Source organism: Jannaschia halovivens, from assembly GCF_046452375.1.
Lineage (GTDB): Bacteria > Pseudomonadota > Alphaproteobacteria > Rhodobacterales > Rhodobacteraceae > Jannaschia > Jannaschia halovivens.
Genome location: NZ_JBKFDJ010000001.1, coordinates 815856 through 833013, shown reverse-complemented (window position 1 = coordinate 833013; position 17158 = coordinate 815856). Strand labels below are relative to the sequence as shown.

Below are 17158 nucleotides of genomic sequence, written 5' to 3'. Positions count from 1 at the left end.
CCCTGAAGGGCCTCATCCCGCGCGGGAGGACGGCGAATGAGACGGATCCTGAAGGGGCTCGGCCTCGTGGTGGCGGCGCTGGCGGTGGTCATCGCGGCGATGTTCGTCCTCGGCCCCTACGAGCCGGTGGACACCGACATCGCATTCGACGCGGCGCTCGTGCCCGACGATGTCGAGGGCTGGCTCGCCGACCGCGAAGGGCAGGTGGGCGACGTGGACGCCGAGCACACCAAGCGCATCCTATGGTCCGGGGTGCCGGGGAGCCGCACCGACCTCGCCATCGTCTATGTCCACGGCTTTTCGGCCACCGGGTGGGAGCTTCGACCCGTGCCTGACCGGTTGGGCGAGGCGCTGGACGCGAACGTCTTCATCACGCGCCTGACCGGCCACGGACAGGACGGCGCCGCGTTGGCCGAGGCGAGTGCGGGCGACTGGTTCGAGGACCTGGCCGAGGCGATGGCCGTGGGCCGCGCGCTCGGCGACCGCGTCGTCGTCATGGCGACCTCGACCGGCGCGACGCTGGCCGCGGCTCTGGCCGCCGATCCCGACCTCGCGGCCCTGCGCGAGGGGCTGGCGGGCCTGATCCTCGTCTCGCCCAACTTCCGGGTCTCGAACCCGGCGGGCGCGCTCCTGTCATGGCCCGCGGCGCGATCCTGGGTGCCGCTCGTGGCGGGCGAGACGCGAAGCTTCACGCCCCAGAACGACCGCCATGGCCGCCACTGGACGACCGAATACCCGACCGTCGCCCTGCTGCCGATGCAGGCCGCGATCGACCATGCCACCGGGCTCGACTACGCACGGGCCGATTTGCCGGTCCTTTTCTGGTTCTCGCCCGCCGACGCGGTGGTCGACCACGCCGCGACCGAGGCCGTGGCCGCCGCCTGGGGTGGGCCGGTGACCATCGAGCGGGTCACCGTGCCCGACGGCGACGATCCCTTCGCCCATGTCATCGCGGGCGACATCCTGTCGCCGCAGGGCACGCAGACCGCCATTCCCGCCATGGAAGGCTGGTTGCGCGGGCTGTGACGGCGCGGTCTTGCAAACGTATGCAAAAAGGTCTTTCGCCGGTCGGGAGGCAGGGCTAACCTCAGTCCGAGGACCGGGAGGGCACGACATGGCCGAGCATCTGAAGACCGCGAAATCCGACGCCGACCGCGCCGAGGACGACGCCAAGGTGCGCGCCTCGGTCGAGGCGATCCTGAAGGATATCGAGACGCGGGGCGACGCGGCGGTTCGCGAGTTGTCGGAGAAGTTCGACGCCTACACGCCCGAAAGCTTCCGGCTGTCGCAGGACCAGATCGACGCGCTGATCGCCGAGCTGAGCGACCGCGAACTGGCCGATATCCGCTTCGCCCAGGAGCAGGTTCGCAACTTCGCCCGGATCCAGCGCGACTCGATGCTCGATGTCGAGGTCGAGACCATGCCCGGCGTCATCCTCGGGCATCGCAACATCCCCGTGCAATCGGTCGGCTGCTACGTCCCCGGCGGCAAGTTCCCCATGGTCGCCTCCGCCCATATGTCCGTGGCCACCGCCTCTGTGGCGGGCGTGCCCCGCATCATCGCCTGCACCCCGCCCTTCAAGGGCCGCCCGAACCCCGCCGTGATCGCCGCGATGCACCTGGGCGGCGCGCATGAAATCCACGTCATGGGCGGCATTCAGGCGGTCGGCGCCATGGCCATCGGGACCGAGACCATCGACCCGGTCCACATGCTGGTCGGGCCCGGCAACGCCTACGTCGCCGAGGCCAAGCGACAACTCTACGGGCGGGTCGGAATCGACCTCTTCGCCGGGCCGACCGAGACGATGGTGATCGCCGACGACACCGTCGATGCCGAGCTTTGCGCGACGGATCTGCTGGGGCAGGCCGAGCATGGCTACAACTCGCCCGCGGTGATGCTGACCACGTCGCGCAAGCTCGCCGAAGCCACCCTGGCCGAGATCGACCGCCTGCTCGAGATCCTGCCCACCGCCGATACCGCGCGCGTCAGCTGGGCCGATTACGGCGAGATGATCGTCTGCGCCGACCATGACGAGATGCTGGCGCTGGCCAACGACATCGCATCGGAACACGTGCAGGTCATGACCGATCGCGACGACTGGTATCTCGAGAACATGCACAGCTACGGCGCGCTGTTCCTCGGGCCGCGCACCAATGTATCGAACGGCGACAAGGTGATCGGCACGAACCACACCCTGCCGACGAAGAAGGCGGGGCGCTATACCGGCGGGCTCTGGGTCGGCAAGTTCATCAAGACGCACAGCTACCAGAAGATCACGACCGACGAGGCGGCGACGCGGGTGGGCGAATACGGCTCGCGGCTCTGCATGCTTGAGGGGTTCGTGGGCCATGCCGAGCAATGCAACGTCCGGGTGCGGCGCTATGGCGGGATCAATGTGCCCTACGGCGAAGGCGCGCCCTATCGCGACGCCGCCGAGTAGCCCGGCCCCCGCGGGGGCATCGAGCCCCGCGCGGCCCGGCGAGAGGCGCCGCCTCTCGCGCTCTCCGAGGTATTTGCGGCCAGAGGACGGAATGCTCGACCTGACCGATCACGACCGCAAGGAGATGGAGGCCGCGACGCGCGCGTTCCTCGCCGAGGGGGCCGTCGTGCATCTCTGCCATCCGTTCGGCGACGTCACCGGCGGCGCGGGGTTCGTCGAGGCGGCGCTCGGCCCGCTTTGGGACGCGATGCCGGATGCCGAGCGCCGGGTCGATATCTCGGTCAGGGGCCGCGACGCGCACGGGCAGGACTGGCTGGGACAGGCGGGGCACTACGCGGGGCGCTTCGACGGCCCGTTCCTCGACATTCCGGGGACCGGTCGGCTGGCCGCGCTGCGGTTCCACGAGTTCTTTCGCGTCGAGGCGGATCGCGCGGTCGAGGCGCAGGTCATCTGGGACCTACCCGATCTGATGATCGCGGCGGGCGTCTGGCCGATGGGTCCCGCGCTGGGCGCTTCTGGCCGGGTGCCCGGCCCGATGACGCAGAACGGCATATGCCAGACAGGGGACGGCGCGGCGGCGATCCGGATCGTGGGCGACATGCTCGACCGGCTGGGTCGATCCGCCGAGGGCGAGGCGGCGATGGACCTGCCCGCCGCCTGGCATCCGCGCTGCACCTGGTACGGGCCGGGCGGCATCGGCAACCTGCGCGGCATCGCGGGCTTTCGCGCACATCACCAGATCCCCTTCCTCGACGCGATGCCGGACCGGCGGGCCGAGCTCGAAGCGGGCCATTTCTTCGGCCAGGGCGACTATGCCGCCTTCACCGCCTGGCCGGGCATGGCGATGACCGTCACCGGCGACGGCTGGCTGGGGATCGCGCCCGCGGGGCAGCGGATCACCATGCGTTCGCTCGATTTCTGGCGGGTCGAGGGTGATCTCATTCGCGAGAACTGGGTCACGGTCGATCTTCTGCATGTCTGGGACCAGCTGGGCGTCGACGTGCTGGCCCGGATGCGGCAGCTTCTCTAGGGCCAGAGCGTCCAGACGCCCCAGAGCGCCGCCGCGAAGGCGACCCAGGCCAGCGCCATCACCCGTCCGTCGCGCATCGTCAGCGCGAGCCCGAAGAGCACGATCGTCCCCATCGGGATGCTGGAGGCGAAGGGCACCACCTCGAGCGGCGGCACCGTGGCACAGAGCGCGAGGATCGCCACTGCCACCACGCGCGGCGCGGGCGCGTCCACGAGCCACGTCGCATGCCGACCCAGATGCCGGTCCGCCCATTCCGCCGCCGGGCGCATCTTGTCGACCGCCGCGTCGAGCTTGCCCTTGTCGATCCGGCGCTGCGCGATCCAGTCGGGCAGCCACATGTCGTCGCGCCCCAGCAGGATTTGCACCGCGAAGGTCGCCACGATCAGGGCCAGCACCGTCGGCACGCCGGGGATGCCGCCCACCGGCGTCAGCTCCAGCGCAGCGGGCAACATCAGGAGCGCCCCGATGCCGCGATGGCCGATCGTATCCGCGATCTCGCCCGCGCGGACGCGGTCCCGGCCCTCGGCGGCCTCGTCCAAGTCATCGACGATATCTTCGGCTTGGCTCATGGGGCGCGGGCTCTCGGGTCGGGGTATCGGCCGGAGAACGCACGACGGCGGCATCCGTTTCCCGAATATCCTTGATCCGGCGCGGGGAAGGGTGTCTGCATACGAATGCACACCACCCCGAGGCTCCGATGTCCGATCTTCCCGTCACGCCGTCCTTCCGTCTCGACGGTCGGCGTGCGCTGGTACCGGGCGGGTCGCGCGGTATCGGCTTGGGCTGCGCATCGGCGTTGGCTGGAGCAGGGGCGCATGTGACGATCGCGGCGCGCAGCGGGGCGCAGGTCGACGCCGCCGTCGCCGAATTGCGCGACGCGGGTAGGGACGCGGATGGGCTGGTGCTCGACGTCACGGACCGGGACGCCGTCGAGGCGGCGCTGGACGCCTCCGCGCCGTACGACATCCTGTGCAACTCCGCCGGACTCGCGCGCCACGGCCCCGCCTCGGAGACGACGCCCGCCGATTACGACGCGGTCATGGCGGTCAACGTCCGGGCCGCGTATTTCCTGGCCCAGGGCGTCGCCAACCGCATGATCGGGCCGGGCGTGATCCTCCAGGTCTCCAGCCAGATGGGTCATGTCGGCGGACCCGACCGGGCGGTCTACTGCGCCACGAAGCACGCGGTCGAGGGCATGACCAAGGCGATGGCGCTGGAATGGGGGCCGCGCGATATCCGCGTGAACACGATCTGTCCGACCTTCATCCGCACGCCGCTGACCGCGGCGACCTTCGCGGACCCCGCGCGCCGTGCCTGGATCGAGGAGAAGATCGCGCTGCCCCGCGTCGGGCGGATCGAGGACATCATGGGCGCGGTCGTCTACCTGGCGTCGGATGCGGGCGCGATGGTGACGGGGATCGCGCTGATGGTCGACGGCGGCTGGACGGCGGCCTGATGGCGCGCAAGGTCACATCGCTCGACGTCGCCCGCGCGGCGGGGGTCAGCCAGTCGGCGGTCAGCCGCGTCTTCACGGAAGGCGCGTCGGTCAGCCCCGCGATGGAGACCCGCGTGCGCAAGGCGGCCGAGGCGCTCGGCTACCGGCCCAACGTCCTCGCCCGCAGCCTCATCACGGGGCGCTCGCGGATCGTGGGCGTCGTCGTGGCCTATCTCGACAACCCGTTCTTCGCCGAGGCGGTCGAGCGGCTGTCCCACGCGCTTCAGGCCGAGGGCTACCACCTCCTGATGTTCACCGTCGGCAATTCCGACGCCGACCTGGACCGGGTCGTGGGCGAGTTGATGGACTACCAGGTCGACGCGCTGGTCGCGGCCTCGATCAACCTTTCGGGCGAACTGGTCGAGCGCTGCGCCGCCGCGGGCCTGCCGGTCGTGCTGTTCAACCGGGGCATCGCGGGCTCGGGCCTTTCGGCGATCACCTCGGACAACCGCACGGGCGCGGGCCGGGTGGCGCGGTTCCTGGCCCAGGGCGGCCACGCACGCATCGCGCATATCTCCGGCTGGCAGGGCTCGTCGACCGGACGCGACCGGCTCGACGGGTTCCGCGCGGGGCTGGCCGAGGCGGGGCAGGACCTGCTGGCCGCGCCCGACGGCATGTATCGCCGCGACACCGCCGCCGAGGTCGCGCGCGACCTCATGGCGCGCAGCGACCCGCCCGACGCGATCTTCGTCGGCAACGACTATATGGCCCTGGCCGTGATGGACACGCTGCGCCACGATCTGGGGCTTTCGATTCCGGGCGACGTCTCGGTCGTCGGCTATGACGACATCGCGCCCGCCGCCTGGCCGACCTACGACCTGACGACCTTACGCCAGCCCGCGCGGCGGATGGTCGCGGCGACCGTGGCCGAGATCCTGGCCCTGATCGCCTCGCCCGATCGCCACCCGCAACGCACCGAGATCGATGGCCCCCTCGTGGTCCGCGGCTCGGCCCGCATACCCGATGACTGGCCCGCGATGGCGCCGGCGGAAGGACGCGCATGACCGGATACATGGACCGATGGGCGGACGTGCCCGACTACATCATCGGCATCACCAAGGAGATCTGGGAGGATCGCGGCATCGCGACGCTCCACGACTATTATTCCGAGGATATCGTCGTGCGCACGCCTGCCTCGATCGTCGTGGGCAATGCCGATGTCATCGGCGCGACCATGGCAACGCTGGCCGAGTTTCCCGACCGCACGCTTCTGGGTGAAGACGTCATCTGGAGTCAGTCCTCTGAAGAGGGCGTGCTGTCGTCGCACCGCCTGCTGAGCCAGGCAACCCATGCGGGCGACGGCGTCTATGGGGCCGCGACGGGCAAACGGCTGCTCTACCGCATCCTCGCCGACTGCCACGTCACCGGCATCCAGATCGACGACGAATGGCTGATCCGCGACCAGGGCGCCATCGCGCGCCAACTGGGCCAGACGCCCCGCGACTACGCCGCCGACCTGATCGTGCGCGAAGGGGGGCCGGAGAACTGCGTCCAGCCGCTGACCCCCGACCGCGACCGCGCCGGGCCCTATACGGGACGCGGCAACGACAACCCGTGGGGCGCGCAGCTAGCCGAGATGCTGACCCGCATCATGGGCGCCGACATGCGCGTCATCTCGCAGACCTACGACCGCGCCGCCACGCTCCACTATCCCGGCGGCGTGACGACCCACGGCCCCGCCGAGGCGGACCGGTTCTGGATGCAGCTTCGCGCGTCCTTTCCCAAGGCCGAGTTCCGCATCGAACATGTCATCGGCCGCGAAGACCCGATGATGCCGCCGCGCGCCGCCGTGCGCTGGTCGCTCTGGGGGCGGCATTCCGGGTGGGGCGGGTTCGGTGCGCCGACCGGCGCGATGATCTATGTTATGGGCATCACCCATGCCGAATACGGGCCCTGGGGCCTGCGGCGCGAATACACGCTCTACGACGAAACCGCGATCTGGAAGCAGATCCACCTCGGGGGAGGCTGAGCGATGCCGAACGTGCTTCGACATTTCACCGTGTCGCGCAGCCGCGCCTTCGATCGCGCGGCCGATTACACGTTGCGGGCCTGGATCGACCCGGCCGGGCGCGCCGCGTTCGAGACGCCGCCCGGATCGGGCCTGTCGCATGTCACCTGCCACGCCGATCCCGATGTCGAGAGCGAGATCCTCATCGCACCCGGCGGTCGCGAGATCGGCCGGATGTTCGATACCATCCGCATCCTGCGGCCCGGCCATGTGATGGTCGCCCAGGGGCGCGGCGTGTTCAACGGCGCGACCACCATGACCGCGCAGAACAGCATCGCCATCACGCCCAAGGGCACGGGCTGCGTGCTGACCGGCACCAGCCAGATGGCCGTGCTGGGCGAGCACCCCTCCGAAGGCGAGGTCGCCGCCGGTTGGGACGCCATGCTCGACGCCTTCGCCAAATACCTCAACCAACTGCCGTCGACCGGAAAGATGATATGACCCGTGCCGCCTCCACCCCCGAGATCGTCCGCTACGGCGAGCTGAAGCCCTGCAAGACGGCGTTCATCGACGCCCACACGCCCGGCTCGAACCTGAAGGAGAACTTCACCATCATCGGCGGCGGCGTCAGCGAAAGCGCCGACCAGCACGTCCACATCACCACGCCCCACGGCTTCAACATCGGCGCGGCCGGCCAGCCACCCAAGTGCCGCAACTCGCTCCATTCGCATCGCACCGCCGAGGTGTTCTTCGTGCTCTCGGGCCGCTGGCGCTTCTTCTGGGGGCGGCGTGGCGACGCGGGCGAGGTCGTGCTGGAGCCGGGCGACATCATCAACATCCCGACCGGCATCTTCCGCGGCTTCGAGAATATCGGAACCGATTACGGAATGATCATGGCCGTGCTTGGCGGCGACGATGCGGGCGGCGGCGTCATCTGGGCCCCGCAGGTGATCGAGGACGCGGCGGACCACGGCCTGGTTCTGGCCGAGACGGGCAAGCTCTACGACACCAAGGCCGGGCAGGCGCTGCCCGACGGGGTCGCCCCGATGCCGGTCCTGACCGAGGCGCAGATGGCGGACTACCCCGAGCTGTCGCCCATGCAGGTCGTCGGCTGGGGCGTGCGCCGCTACTGGGACATGGTGGCGCTGGCACAGGGCGCGCCGGTCACCGTCATCGGCGAGACGGGCATCATCCGCGACCGTCCGGGCTTCGAGGTGGCGCTGATGACCCGGTCTTCCGCCAGCATGGATCATCACGCACACGACCGCCCGTCGGTCCTGATGCCCGTGCGCGGCCATTGGCGCGTCGAATGGGCGGGGGATGCGCCGGGCGACGCCAGCCTCGCACCCGGAGACACCGCCTCGATCCCGGCGGGGCTGCCGCACGCGGCCTATCCGTCGATGGAAGGCGAGGCCGCGCTCTACCATATCGTGGGCACCGACGATCCGGCCGGTCCTTCGGCGCTCTGGTCCGCCTGAGCCCTGTAGCCGCCACGCAAAAGGGCCGCCCCGAGGGGCGGCCCTTCGCATGTCCGGACGGCCGGATTACTGGTTGATCGCGGCCACGTTGAAGCTGCCGTTCTGAACGGCAGACGCGAAGTTGCTGTCGCCGATCTGCGAGATGCCGAGCTGGTTCGAATTGCCCATGACGTTGGCCATTATGCCGTTGTCATTGCCGTTCTGCATCGTGCCGGCGGCGTTCAGGTCGCCGACGATGTCGACCATCAGATCGTTGTCATCGCCGAGTTGCTCGAACACGCCCGAGCTCATTCCCGCGAGCGATGCCGCCGTGAATGCGGTCGTCATGCCGTTGTCCGACCCGGTGACGTTGATCGTGCCTTCGTTGCTGACGCCCATCTGACCCAGATAGATGCCGTTGCGATCGCCCAAGACGGTCACGCTCGCGTCGTTGGCATCGCCGACCTGTGCCACGCCGACATTGTTCAGGTCGCCGGTCACGGCGGCCACGAAGATCACGTTGTCTTCGCCAATCTGGGAGGCGCCGAGCTGGTTGTTGGTGCCGCCCACGTCCAGCGTCCCGACCGTGTTGTCGAACCCGGCCTGGAAGGTCCCGACATTGTTGCCGGTGCCCGAAATGTCGATATCGGCGAACATGCCGATGCCGTTCTGCACGAACTCGGCGGCCGTCGCGCTCGTCATCGCGGCAGCACCCGTCAGAATGCCGTTGCCGTTGGCGCTGCCGGTCATGTCGATGGTCAGCAGGTTGGCCTTGGTGATGGCGGGGATATTGTTGTTGCCGATCACCTGCTGGGCCAGCGTGATGTTGCTGTCCGACCCGGACATGGTGATGTTCATCGTGTTCGAGGCGGGCGTGCCGCGCACCTGGTTGATCGTCCCGATGACGTTGTCGTCGCCCGTCTGCTGCACAACGGTCAGTTCGTTTCCGGGCGTCGCCCCCGGACCCTTGGCAAGCTGGCTGACGGTCCCGATCTCGTTGCTATTCGAGGACTGGGTAATCGAGGCGGTGTTGCGCGTCGCCAGTTGGCCGTTGTTGGTCTGGCTCAGACCACCCGCGAGACCGATGGAATTCTCGTCACCGGATTGCAGGATGTCGAGGTCGTTGCCGCCCGTGCCGGCGCCGCTGCCGCTCTGCGACGCGACGAGCGCCGCGGTGCCGACGTCGTTGTTGCTACCCGTCTGGTCGATCATCGCCGTGTTGCCGTCGTCGGTCTGGACGAGGAAGGCCTCGTTGCCGTCGGCGAAGGCCGCACCGGCGAGGAAGCTCGCGGCGATGGCAGTCGTCGCGTAGAATTTTGCGTTGTTCATGAAATATGTCCTCTTGGTGATCCCGGCGGAATAAATCGCGTCGGACTGGATCAGGCCCAAGCGCGCAATCGTGACAAGGAATCGCCGAACTTTCGCCCTTCAGCGCCCCCTCAGGGCCCAAATCTTAACAAAATCTGAAATTCTGGCCAGCCTGCTGCGATGATCCGGAATCCGCCGAACGGCCCCGCCGGATTCCCCATTCGCTATCAGCGGCTTACGCAACGTAAGGTTGTGGCGGCATCTGCGTCGGCCATCGCTGATCCATTCCGATCGAAGCGACGGGGGACAGAATCACCCCCATTCAAGGATTGCGAATGATCTCCCGTACTTGCCCCCGCATCGCCCCCATGCGAGCCAGATCGCGACCGCAAGGGGGGAGACGTCCATGACCATTCGCACCACCCATGTTGGCAGCCTCCCGCGCACGCAGGAGACGGTCGACTTCATCTTTGCGCGCGAGCGGGGCGAGCCCTATGACGCGGCCGCCTTCGACGCCCAGATGACCACCGCCTGCGCCGAAACCGTGCGCCGCCAGGTCGAGGCCGGGATCGACATCGTCTCGGATGGCGAGACCTCGAAGATCAGCTACGCGACCTACGTCAAGGATCGCTACACTGGCTTTTCCGGCGACAGCCCCCGGAATGCGCCCGCTGACCTGAAGCGCTTTCCGGGCTTTCTCGAACGGCTCAAGAACGAGGGCGGGACACCGCAATACGCCCGGCCCATGTGCACGGGCGACGTCCGCTCGAAGGGGCAGGGCGAGCTCGGGACCGACATCGCCAACCTCAAGGCCGCGATGGCGGCGCACGGGGCGGCGGAGGGGTTCATGAACGCGGCGAGCCCCGGTGTGATCTCGCTCTTTCTACAGAACGACCATTATCCCAGCCGCGACGAATACCTTGCGGCCCTCTCGGACGCGATGCGTGACGAGTATCGCACGATCGTGGATGCGGGCCTCTTCCTGCAACTCGACTGCCCCGACCTCGCGCTCTCGCGGCACATGCTCTTCGCGGACCTGTCGGATGCCGAGTTCCTCAAGATCGCGGAAACCCATGTCGAGGCGCTGAACGCCGCCCTAGACGGGATCGACCCGTCCCGCGTGCGCGTCCATATCTGCTGGGGCAACTACGAAGGCCCCCATGTCTGCGACATCCCGATGGACACGGTCTTCTCGACCTTCCTGAAGGTCCGCGCGTCTCATCTGCTGTTCGAGACCTCGAACCCGCGCCATGCCCACGAATGGCAGGTCTTCCGCGACCGCGCGTCCGAAATCCCCGACGACAAGATCCTCGTGCCGGGCGTCGTCGACACCACGTCGAACTTCGTCGAACACCCGGAGGTCGTGGCCGAGCGGTTGGGGCGTTTTGCCGATATCGTCGGCGCGGACCGGGTGCAGGCGTCGAGCGATTGCGGCTTCGGCACCTTCGCAGGCTTCGGGACGATCGACCCCGACATCGCCTATGCGAAGCTCGGCAGCTTGTCCGAAGGTGCCGCGCTGGCCAGCGCGCGCCGCTAGGGCGGCGTCAGCGGCGGATCGACCGCTGGTTGCGCGCGCCGCGCACGGTGATCGTGCGCACGCCTGCCAAATCCTGCGTCGTGAAGACCCGGCCCGCCAGCACCTCGCGCGAGGGCTGGGTGCCCACGGGTTGCCGGGTGACCGGCGGCAGGATGCGGAATTCCAGCAAAAGCACGCCCGGATCGTCGGCGGGCACCTGCACCAGTTCGGCCTCCCAGAAGCCTTGGGTCGGGGGCAGGCCCACGGTGCTGATGATCGCCCCGCCGGGCGTCTGCGCAGCCTCGAGCGACAGGACCTGGTCAACGACCGGCTGGCTCGTGGTGGCGCGCGCGACCTCGATTGTCTCGGACGTATCGCGCCCGAACCAGTTCAGCGGATTGAGCCGCGATTGTCCCACGCCGCAGCCCACCAGCGCCAGAAGGGCCGTGCCCGCGATGATCCGTGTCGTCAGGCCCATGCGCCCCTCCGTCCCCGTCTTGGCGCCAAGGGTTAGCCCAGACGGATCGTCATGGAAAGCGTGGGCACGCGCTCTGGACTGTCGCGGGGCGCGCGCCTACCTCTGGCGGCGAACGCAGGGGACGGGCATGGCACAGGAACGCTTCGAGGAACTGGTCGAGACCTTCGAGTTCCTCGACGACTGGGAAGACCGCTATCGGCACGTGATCGACATGGGGAAAGCCTTCCCCGCGCTGCCCGATGCTTTGAAGGTGCCCGCGACGAAGGTCGACGGCTGCGCCAGCCAGGTCTGGCTGCATCCGCGCATCGAGGACGGCAGGTTCGACTTCGCGGGCGAGAGCGACGCGATGATCGTGCGCGGCCTGATCGCCGTCCTTCACGACCTCTATGCCGGGCTGCCGGTGGGCGAGATCACCTCCGTTGACGCGCCAGCCGAACTGGCGCGGCTGGGTCTCGACGAGCACCTGTCCTCGCAGCGCTCCAACGGGCTGCGCGCGATGGTCCAGCGCATCCGCGAGACGGCTGATGCGGCGGCCGGGTAGCCGCGCGATCCGGCGCACCGCGTAAAAAAAGGCCGAGCCAAAGGCCCGGCCAAGTCCAACAGGGAGGTGAAGAAGGCACGGGGCCGTTCTTCATCTGCCGAAATATGGTGCGCCATGCTGTCCGGCAAGGCGGAAACTGAACCGAGCGGTGCAACCCGGCTATGCGCCGGGCGCATGGCTATCGCGCGGCGCTGCTCTGGCGGGCCTTCCGGTAGGCCACCACCTCGTCCACGACGAAATCGCGGAACGCCTCGATCCGCCGCGAGCCGCGCAGTTCCTCGGGGAAGGCGAGGAACACCGGCACCTCGTTGGATTCGACCGTCGGCAGAACGCGCACGAGTTGCGGGAAGTCCTGGCTCAAGTAGTCGGGCAGGACGCCTATTCCCAGGTCGCTCAGCACGCCCTGCAGAACGCCGAAATAGTTGTTCACCGTCATCGTGCGCCCGATCTCGTAGGACATGATCTCGCGCACCAGTGTGGCCCCGGCGCTGACTTGCGTGGCATCGGTCGACTGGCAGATCAGCCGATGCTCGCTCAGGTCATGGAGGGTGCCGGGCATCCCGCAGCTTTCGATATAGGCGGGCGTCGCGAAGAGCTGCATGCGGATGTCCATCAGGCGCTTGCGCACCAGATCAGCCTGGCTCGGCTCCTTCATACGGATCGCGACATCGGCTTCGCGCATGGGCAGGTCGAGCACCCGCTCCTCCAGCATCAGGTCGAGGTTCAGGTCGGGATACTTGGCGTAGAGCTTGGGCAGGCGCGGGGCCAGCCAGATTGAGCCGAAGCCGATCGTGGTCGTGACGCGCAGGTTGCCAAACACCTCCTCCTCGCTGTCGCGGATGCGCGCGGCGGCGGCGTCGAGCCTCTTGGTCATGTGCTGCGTCGCGTCGAACAGAAGCTCGCCCTGTTCGGTCAGGATCAGGCCGCGCGCGTGCCGGTGGAACAGCGTCGTCGCCAGCGAATCCTCGAGCGCACGAATCTGCCGCGACACCGCCGATTGCGACAGGTGCAGCACGTCGCCCGCATGGGTCAGCGACCCCGCGTCGGCAACGGCATGAAAGATTCGCAGCTTGTCCCAGTCCATCGGCGTGCCTCGTATGTCCTGTGACGCGTGCTTCGCACGATACCGCGCCAATGGTAAGGTGGTGTGACGAAGATGCCCCTTTATGGGTCAGCATCTTTGACCTATAAAGGCGGCGGGAGGATCAATCCATGCGCCACGACGTTTCGCTCTCCGATCGCTACGATCTCGACAAGGACGAAGTGCTGTTGAATGGCACGCAGGCGCTGGTTCGCCTGATGTTGATGCAGAAGCAGCGGGACCGCGATGCGGGATTGAACACCGCCGGATATTGCACCGGCTACCGCGGCTCGCCGCTGGGCGGTGTCGATCTGAACATGGCCAAGGCGCAGAAGGTCCTTACCGAGAACGACATCACGTTCCAGCCGGGCATGAACGAGGACCTTGCCGTCACCGCGCTGTGGGGCTCGCAGCAGGCGGAGCTGCGGGGCGAGGGGAAATACGACGGCGTCTTCGGCCTCTGGTACGGCAAGGGGCCGGGCGTGGACCGCTCGGGCGATGCGATGCGCCACGTCAACATGGCGGGCACGTCGAAGCATGGTGGCGTCCTCATGGCGATGGGCGACGACCACACAGGCGAATCCTCGACCACCTGCCACCAGTCCGACTGGGCCCTGATCGACGTGCACATGCCCGTCATGTCGCCGGCCGGCGTACAGGAGATCCTCGATTACGGCACTTATGGCTGGGCGCTCAGCCGCTATGCCGGGGTCTGGGTCGGCCTGAAGACCATCAAGGATACGGTCGAAGTGACCAGCGTCGTCGACGGTCGCCCCGACCGGCTGTCCTTCGTGACGCCGGACTACCCGCTGCCCGAGGACGGGCTGAACATCCGCCTCAACGACCACTGGATTCCGCAGGAGGAGCGGCTGCTCGGCCACAAGCGTTGGGCCGCCGAGGCGTTCAGCCACGCCAACAAGATCGACAAGCGGATGCACGGCAAGCCCGGGGCCAAGATCGGCTTCGTCAGCCACGGGAAGAACTGGCTCGACCTCGTGCACGCCATGGGCCTGCTGGGCCTCGACGACGCGGAATGCGAGCGGCTGGGGATCACGACCTACAAGGTCGGGCAGATCTGGCCCATGGACATGAAGGGCCTGCACGACTGGGCCGAAGGGCTGGACCTGATCGTCTGCGTCGAAGAGAAGCGCAAGCTTCTCGAGGTGCAGGTTAAGGAAGCGATCTTCGACGACCGGATGGGCCGTCGCGTCTATGGCTACAAGGACGGCGCGGGGAACCGCCTCTTCAAGCAGGCCTTCGCGCTCGACCCGACCGACATCGCCGAGCGTCTGGGCCGCGTGCTGAAGGAAGAGGATCGCTGCACCGACCGGATGCAGGCCGGTCTCGACCGCATCGCCGAGGCCAAGCGCGCCGACAATGCCCCCGAGATCGCAAGCCGGACGCCCTGGTTCTGCTCGGGCTGTCCGCACAATACGTCGACCAAGGTCCCCGAGGGCTCGCGCGCGGGCGCGGGCATCGGCTGTCACGTCATGGCGCTCTGGATGGACCGCTCGACCGAGGGCTACACCCATATGGGCGCTGAAGGCGTCAACTGGGTGGGCGAAAGCCAGTTTTCCAAGCGTCGTCACGTGTTCCAGAACCTGGGCGAGGGGACCTACAATCACTCGGGCATTCTCGCCATTCGCGCCGCCTTGGCCGCGAAGACGAACATCACCTACAAGATCCTCTACAACGACGCCGTGGCCATGACCGGCGGCCAGCACAACGAGGGCGACCTCGCCCCCGAGCAGATTGCCCGCGAACTTCAGGCCATGGGCGTGAAGGAAATCGCGGTCGTCTACGACGAGAAGGAAGACGTCGACAAATCGCGCTTCCCCTCGGGTCTCGATTGGCACGAGCGCGACGAGATGATGAACGTCCAGAACCGCATGAAGGAGGTCGAGGGCGTCTCGGCGATCCTCTACATTCAGACCTGCGCTGCCGAGAAGCGCCGCCGGCGCAAGCGCGGCCTCTTCCCCGATCCCGACCGCCGCATCCTCATCAACACCGATGTCTGCGAGGGCTGCGGCGATTGCGGCGTGCAGTCGAACTGCGTTTCCATCGTGCCGGTTGAGACCGAATTCGGCACCAAGCGCGCCATCGACCAGTCGTCCTGCAACAAGGATTACAGCTGCGTCAAAGGCTTCTGCCCCAGCTTCGTCTCGGTCGAGGGGGGCACGCCGCGTAAGGCCGCGACCGTCGCCGTCGACACCGGCGACATGCCCGAACCCGCGCTGCCCGCGATCGACGGCACCTGGAACACCGTCATCACCGGCGTCGGCGGCACGGGCGTCATGACCATCGGCGCCGTCATGGCCATGGCCGCGCATCTCGACGGCAAAGGCGCGGGCCTGATGGAGATGGCAGGCCTGGCGCAGAAGGGCGGGGCCGTCGCGCTCCATTGCCGATTGGCCGCGACGCCCGACGGGATCAGCGCCATCCGCGTAGCGATGGGCGAGGCGGATGCCTTGATCGGCGGCGACCTCGTCGTCAGCGCCGGCGCGAAGACGCTGGCGCTGACGAGCACCGGGCGCACGGGCGCAGTCGTCAACAGCCACGAGATCGTCACCGGCGATTTCACCGGCAATGCCGATTTCAAGCTGCCCGCCGACCAGCTTGCGCTGTCGCTCAAGGCGCGGCTGCGCGACCGACTGACGATGTTCGACGCGAGCGCGCTGGCCGCCGCCACGCTGGGTGATACGATCTTCTCGAACATGATGATCCTCGGTGCCGCGTGGCAGCAGGGCATGGTGCCCCTGACCCGCGAGGCGATCCTGAGGGCGGTCGAGTTAAACAAGGCGGCCGTGGAGAAGAACCAGCAGGCGTTCGAGCTGGGCCGCTGGGCCGTCCTCAACCCCGAAGCGGCGGCGGACCTTCTGGCGCCGAACGTCGTGGCCCTGCCCGAGACGCCCGAGGCACGGATCGCCGCCCGCTTGGAGCATCTGAAGGCCTATCAGTCCGCCCGCTACGCCAAGCGCTATACCAAGCGGCTCGACGCGATCACCGATCCGGCGCTACGCGAGGCTGTGGCGAAGGGTTACCACAAGCTCCTCACCTACAAGGACGAATACGAGGTCGCGCGGCTCCTGCGCTCGACGCGGGAGAAGGCGGCGGAGGCATTCGAGGGCGATCTGACGCTGACCTATCACCTCGCGCCGCCGATGCTGACGGGCGAGGGCCCGGACGGGCGCCCGAAGAAGCGCGCCTTCGGAGCGTGGATCGAGGCGGCCTATCCATGGCTGGCCCGCTTGAAGCGACTGCGCGGCACCCCGCTCGACGTCTTCGGCTACACCGCCGAGCGCCGGATGGAGCGCGCGCTGATCGCGCAATACGAGCGCGACATAGACGAGGTGCTTCCGCTGTTGGGGCGGAATACCCGCGATGCCATCGTGGCGTTGGCCGAGCTGCCGCTCCAGATCCGCGGCTTCGGCCCGGTCAAGGCAGCCGCCGAGCAGCGCGCGGCCAAGCGGCGCGAGGAGCTTCTGGCCAGCATCCGCGCGGGCGGGCCGACGCTGGCGCAGGCCGCCGAGTGAGGGCGCCGGGGCGCTGCCCCGGACCCCGGCATATTTCGGGAACATCGATGGCGCGTGTTAACCTTTACGAATGGTGAACGCGTGCCCTTCGACCCCGAGGAAGGCGTGTCCGGCCTCGGCGCAGAAATGCGGCACGTCGACATGGGCCGCCGGGTCATCGGCGTGGAGCAGGATCACCGCGCCGGACGCCAGCGGCTGCATCCGTTTCCGCAGGCGCAGGACGGGGAGGGGACAGAGCAGGCCCAGGGCGTCGATCTCGAGGTCGGGCACCGCGTGCTCCTTATTTTCGCCGCGGACATCTGCCATGCTCCGTGCGACCCCGGCAAGCCCG

General features: G+C 68.1%; 16 protein-coding genes. 11 read left to right on the top strand and 5 right to left on the bottom strand.

Features of this window, described 5'->3' with window-relative positions:
- Positions 1 to 36 precede the first annotated feature (36 nt).
- From ACK8OR_RS04130 to ACK8OR_RS04120, 3 genes are all read left to right on the top strand, one after another.
- Complete coding sequence (locus ACK8OR_RS04130; RefSeq protein ID WP_410188179.1) at positions 37 to 1026, top strand: alpha/beta hydrolase; 990 nt, start codon at positions 37 to 39, stop codon at positions 1024 to 1026.
- An 88-nt stretch (positions 1027 to 1114) separates the two neighbouring features.
- Entirely contained in the window at positions 1115 to 2440 is a 1326-nt protein-coding gene (gene hisD, locus ACK8OR_RS04125; RefSeq protein WP_410188178.1) for a histidinol dehydrogenase, read from the top strand.
- A 91-nt stretch (positions 2441 to 2531) separates the two neighbouring features.
- Positions 2532 to 3470 carry an ester cyclase gene (locus ACK8OR_RS04120; RefSeq protein ID WP_410188177.1) on the top strand — a complete coding sequence of 313 codons (939 nt, stop codon included), beginning with the start codon at positions 2532 to 2534 and terminating at the stop codon, positions 3468 to 3470.
- Here the strand turns inward: ACK8OR_RS04120 and ACK8OR_RS04115 are convergent.
- Positions 3467 to 4039, bottom strand: coding sequence for an exopolysaccharide biosynthesis protein (locus ACK8OR_RS04115; protein ID WP_410188176.1), 573 nt, complete (start codon positions 4037 to 4039; stop codon positions 3467 to 3469). The genes ACK8OR_RS04120 and ACK8OR_RS04115 overlap by 4 nt on opposite strands.
- 128 nt (positions 4040 to 4167) lie before the next feature.
- Between ACK8OR_RS04115 and ACK8OR_RS04110 the strand changes: the two genes are divergently transcribed.
- Genes ACK8OR_RS04110 through ACK8OR_RS04090 form a run of 5 tightly spaced genes read left to right on the top strand, consistent with a single transcriptional unit; the run spans position 4168 to position 8391 of the window.
- A complete protein-coding gene (locus tag ACK8OR_RS04110; RefSeq protein ID WP_410188175.1) occupies positions 4168 to 4926 on the top strand; it encodes an SDR family NAD(P)-dependent oxidoreductase in 759 nt (252 codons plus the stop codon).
- The gene (locus ACK8OR_RS04105) at positions 4926 to 5969 is read left to right on the top strand and encodes a LacI family DNA-binding transcriptional regulator (RefSeq protein WP_410188174.1); all 1044 of its coding nucleotides are present in this window, start codon (positions 4926 to 4928) and stop codon (positions 5967 to 5969) included. Before ACK8OR_RS04110 ends, ACK8OR_RS04105 begins: the two co-directional genes overlap by 1 nt.
- Entirely contained in the window at positions 5966 to 6934 is a 969-nt protein-coding gene (locus ACK8OR_RS04100; RefSeq protein ID WP_410188173.1) for a nuclear transport factor 2 family protein, read from the top strand. The genes ACK8OR_RS04105 and ACK8OR_RS04100 overlap by 4 nt, the downstream gene beginning before the upstream one ends.
- 3 nt (positions 6935 to 6937) lie before the next feature.
- Positions 6938 to 7414 (top strand): SRPBCC family protein, encoded by a 477-nt coding sequence (locus ACK8OR_RS04095; RefSeq protein WP_410188172.1) that lies wholly within the window; start codon positions 6938 to 6940, stop codon positions 7412 to 7414.
- Positions 7411 to 8391 carry a cupin domain-containing protein gene (locus ACK8OR_RS04090; RefSeq protein WP_410188171.1) on the top strand — a complete coding sequence of 327 codons (981 nt, stop codon included), beginning with the start codon at positions 7411 to 7413 and terminating at the stop codon, positions 8389 to 8391. Before ACK8OR_RS04095 ends, ACK8OR_RS04090 begins: the two co-directional genes overlap by 4 nt.
- Before the next feature lie 66 nt (positions 8392 to 8457).
- Here the strand turns inward: ACK8OR_RS04090 and ACK8OR_RS04085 are convergent, their stop codons facing one another.
- Positions 8458 to 9699, bottom strand: a complete 1242-nt coding sequence (locus ACK8OR_RS04085) for a hypothetical protein (RefSeq protein ID WP_410188170.1) — start codon at positions 9697 to 9699, stop codon at positions 8458 to 8460.
- Between the two features lie 385 nt (positions 9700 to 10084).
- On the opposite strand from ACK8OR_RS04085, the gene ACK8OR_RS04080 reads away from it, so the two are divergent.
- Entirely contained in the window at positions 10085 to 11215 is a 1131-nt protein-coding gene (locus ACK8OR_RS04080) for a cobalamin-independent methionine synthase II family protein (RefSeq protein ID WP_410188169.1), read from the top strand.
- A 7-nt stretch (positions 11216 to 11222) separates the two neighbouring features.
- Here the strand turns inward: ACK8OR_RS04080 and ACK8OR_RS04075 are convergent, their stop codons facing one another.
- Positions 11223 to 11672: a hypothetical protein gene (locus tag ACK8OR_RS04075; protein WP_298432784.1), complete on the bottom strand. Its 450-nt coding sequence runs from the start codon at positions 11670 to 11672 to the stop codon at positions 11223 to 11225.
- A 127-nt stretch (positions 11673 to 11799) separates the two neighbouring features.
- Here ACK8OR_RS04075 and ACK8OR_RS04070 point away from each other — a divergent pair, with 127 nt between their 5' ends.
- Positions 11800 to 12213 (top strand): SufE family protein, encoded by a 414-nt coding sequence (locus tag ACK8OR_RS04070; protein WP_410188168.1) that lies wholly within the window; start codon positions 11800 to 11802, stop codon positions 12211 to 12213.
- A 178-nt stretch (positions 12214 to 12391) separates the two neighbouring features.
- Here ACK8OR_RS04070 and ACK8OR_RS04065 read toward each other — a convergent pair whose 3' ends face one another.
- Complete coding sequence (locus ACK8OR_RS04065) at positions 12392 to 13297, bottom strand: LysR family transcriptional regulator (RefSeq protein ID WP_410188167.1); 906 nt, start codon at positions 13295 to 13297, stop codon at positions 12392 to 12394.
- A gap of 128 nt (positions 13298 to 13425) precedes the next feature.
- Here ACK8OR_RS04065 and ACK8OR_RS04060 point away from each other — a divergent pair, with 128 nt between their 5' ends.
- A complete protein-coding gene (locus ACK8OR_RS04060; RefSeq protein WP_410188166.1) occupies positions 13426 to 16827 on the top strand; it encodes an indolepyruvate ferredoxin oxidoreductase family protein in 3402 nt (1133 codons plus the stop codon).
- A 57-nt stretch (positions 16828 to 16884) separates the two neighbouring features.
- On the opposite strand, the gene ACK8OR_RS04055 is transcribed toward ACK8OR_RS04060, so the two are convergent.
- Positions 16885 to 17097: a sulfurtransferase TusA family protein gene (locus ACK8OR_RS04055; protein WP_410188165.1), complete on the bottom strand. Its 213-nt coding sequence runs from the start codon at positions 17095 to 17097 to the stop codon at positions 16885 to 16887.
- Positions 17098 to 17158 lie beyond the last annotated feature (61 nt).

Excerpts from the sequence above, each read along its gene's own strand:
- ACK8OR_RS04130 (WP_410188179.1), top strand. The coding sequence starts at position 37 with ATGAGACGGATCCTGAAGGGGCTCGGCCTCGTGGTGGCGGCGCTGGCG.
- hisD (WP_410188178.1), top strand. The coding sequence starts at position 1,115 with ATGGCCGAGCATCTGAAGACCGCGAAATCCGACGCCGACCGCGCCGAG.
- ACK8OR_RS04120 (WP_410188177.1), top strand. The coding sequence starts at position 2,532 with ATGCTCGACCTGACCGATCACGACCGCAAGGAGATGGAGGCCGCGACG.
- ACK8OR_RS04115 (WP_410188176.1), bottom strand. The coding sequence starts at position 4,039 with ATGAGCCAAGCCGAAGATATCGTCGATGACTTGGACGAGGCCGCCGAG.
- ACK8OR_RS04110 (WP_410188175.1), top strand. The coding sequence starts at position 4,168 with ATGTCCGATCTTCCCGTCACGCCGTCCTTCCGTCTCGACGGTCGGCGT.
- ACK8OR_RS04105 (WP_410188174.1), top strand. The coding sequence starts at position 4,926 with ATGGCGCGCAAGGTCACATCGCTCGACGTCGCCCGCGCGGCGGGGGTC.
- ACK8OR_RS04100 (WP_410188173.1), top strand. The coding sequence starts at position 5,966 with ATGACCGGATACATGGACCGATGGGCGGACGTGCCCGACTACATCATC.
- ACK8OR_RS04095 (WP_410188172.1), top strand. The coding sequence starts at position 6,938 with ATGCCGAACGTGCTTCGACATTTCACCGTGTCGCGCAGCCGCGCCTTC.
- ACK8OR_RS04090 (WP_410188171.1), top strand. The coding sequence starts at position 7,411 with ATGACCCGTGCCGCCTCCACCCCCGAGATCGTCCGCTACGGCGAGCTG.
- ACK8OR_RS04085 (WP_410188170.1), bottom strand. The coding sequence starts at position 9,699 with ATGAACAACGCAAAATTCTACGCGACGACTGCCATCGCCGCGAGCTTC.
- ACK8OR_RS04080 (WP_410188169.1), top strand. The coding sequence starts at position 10,085 with ATGACCATTCGCACCACCCATGTTGGCAGCCTCCCGCGCACGCAGGAG.
- ACK8OR_RS04075 (WP_298432784.1), bottom strand. The coding sequence starts at position 11,672 with ATGGGCCTGACGACACGGATCATCGCGGGCACGGCCCTTCTGGCGCTG.
- ACK8OR_RS04070 (WP_410188168.1), top strand. The coding sequence starts at position 11,800 with ATGGCACAGGAACGCTTCGAGGAACTGGTCGAGACCTTCGAGTTCCTC.
- ACK8OR_RS04065 (WP_410188167.1), bottom strand. The coding sequence starts at position 13,297 with ATGGACTGGGACAAGCTGCGAATCTTTCATGCCGTTGCCGACGCGGGG.
- ACK8OR_RS04060 (WP_410188166.1), top strand. The coding sequence starts at position 13,426 with ATGCGCCACGACGTTTCGCTCTCCGATCGCTACGATCTCGACAAGGAC.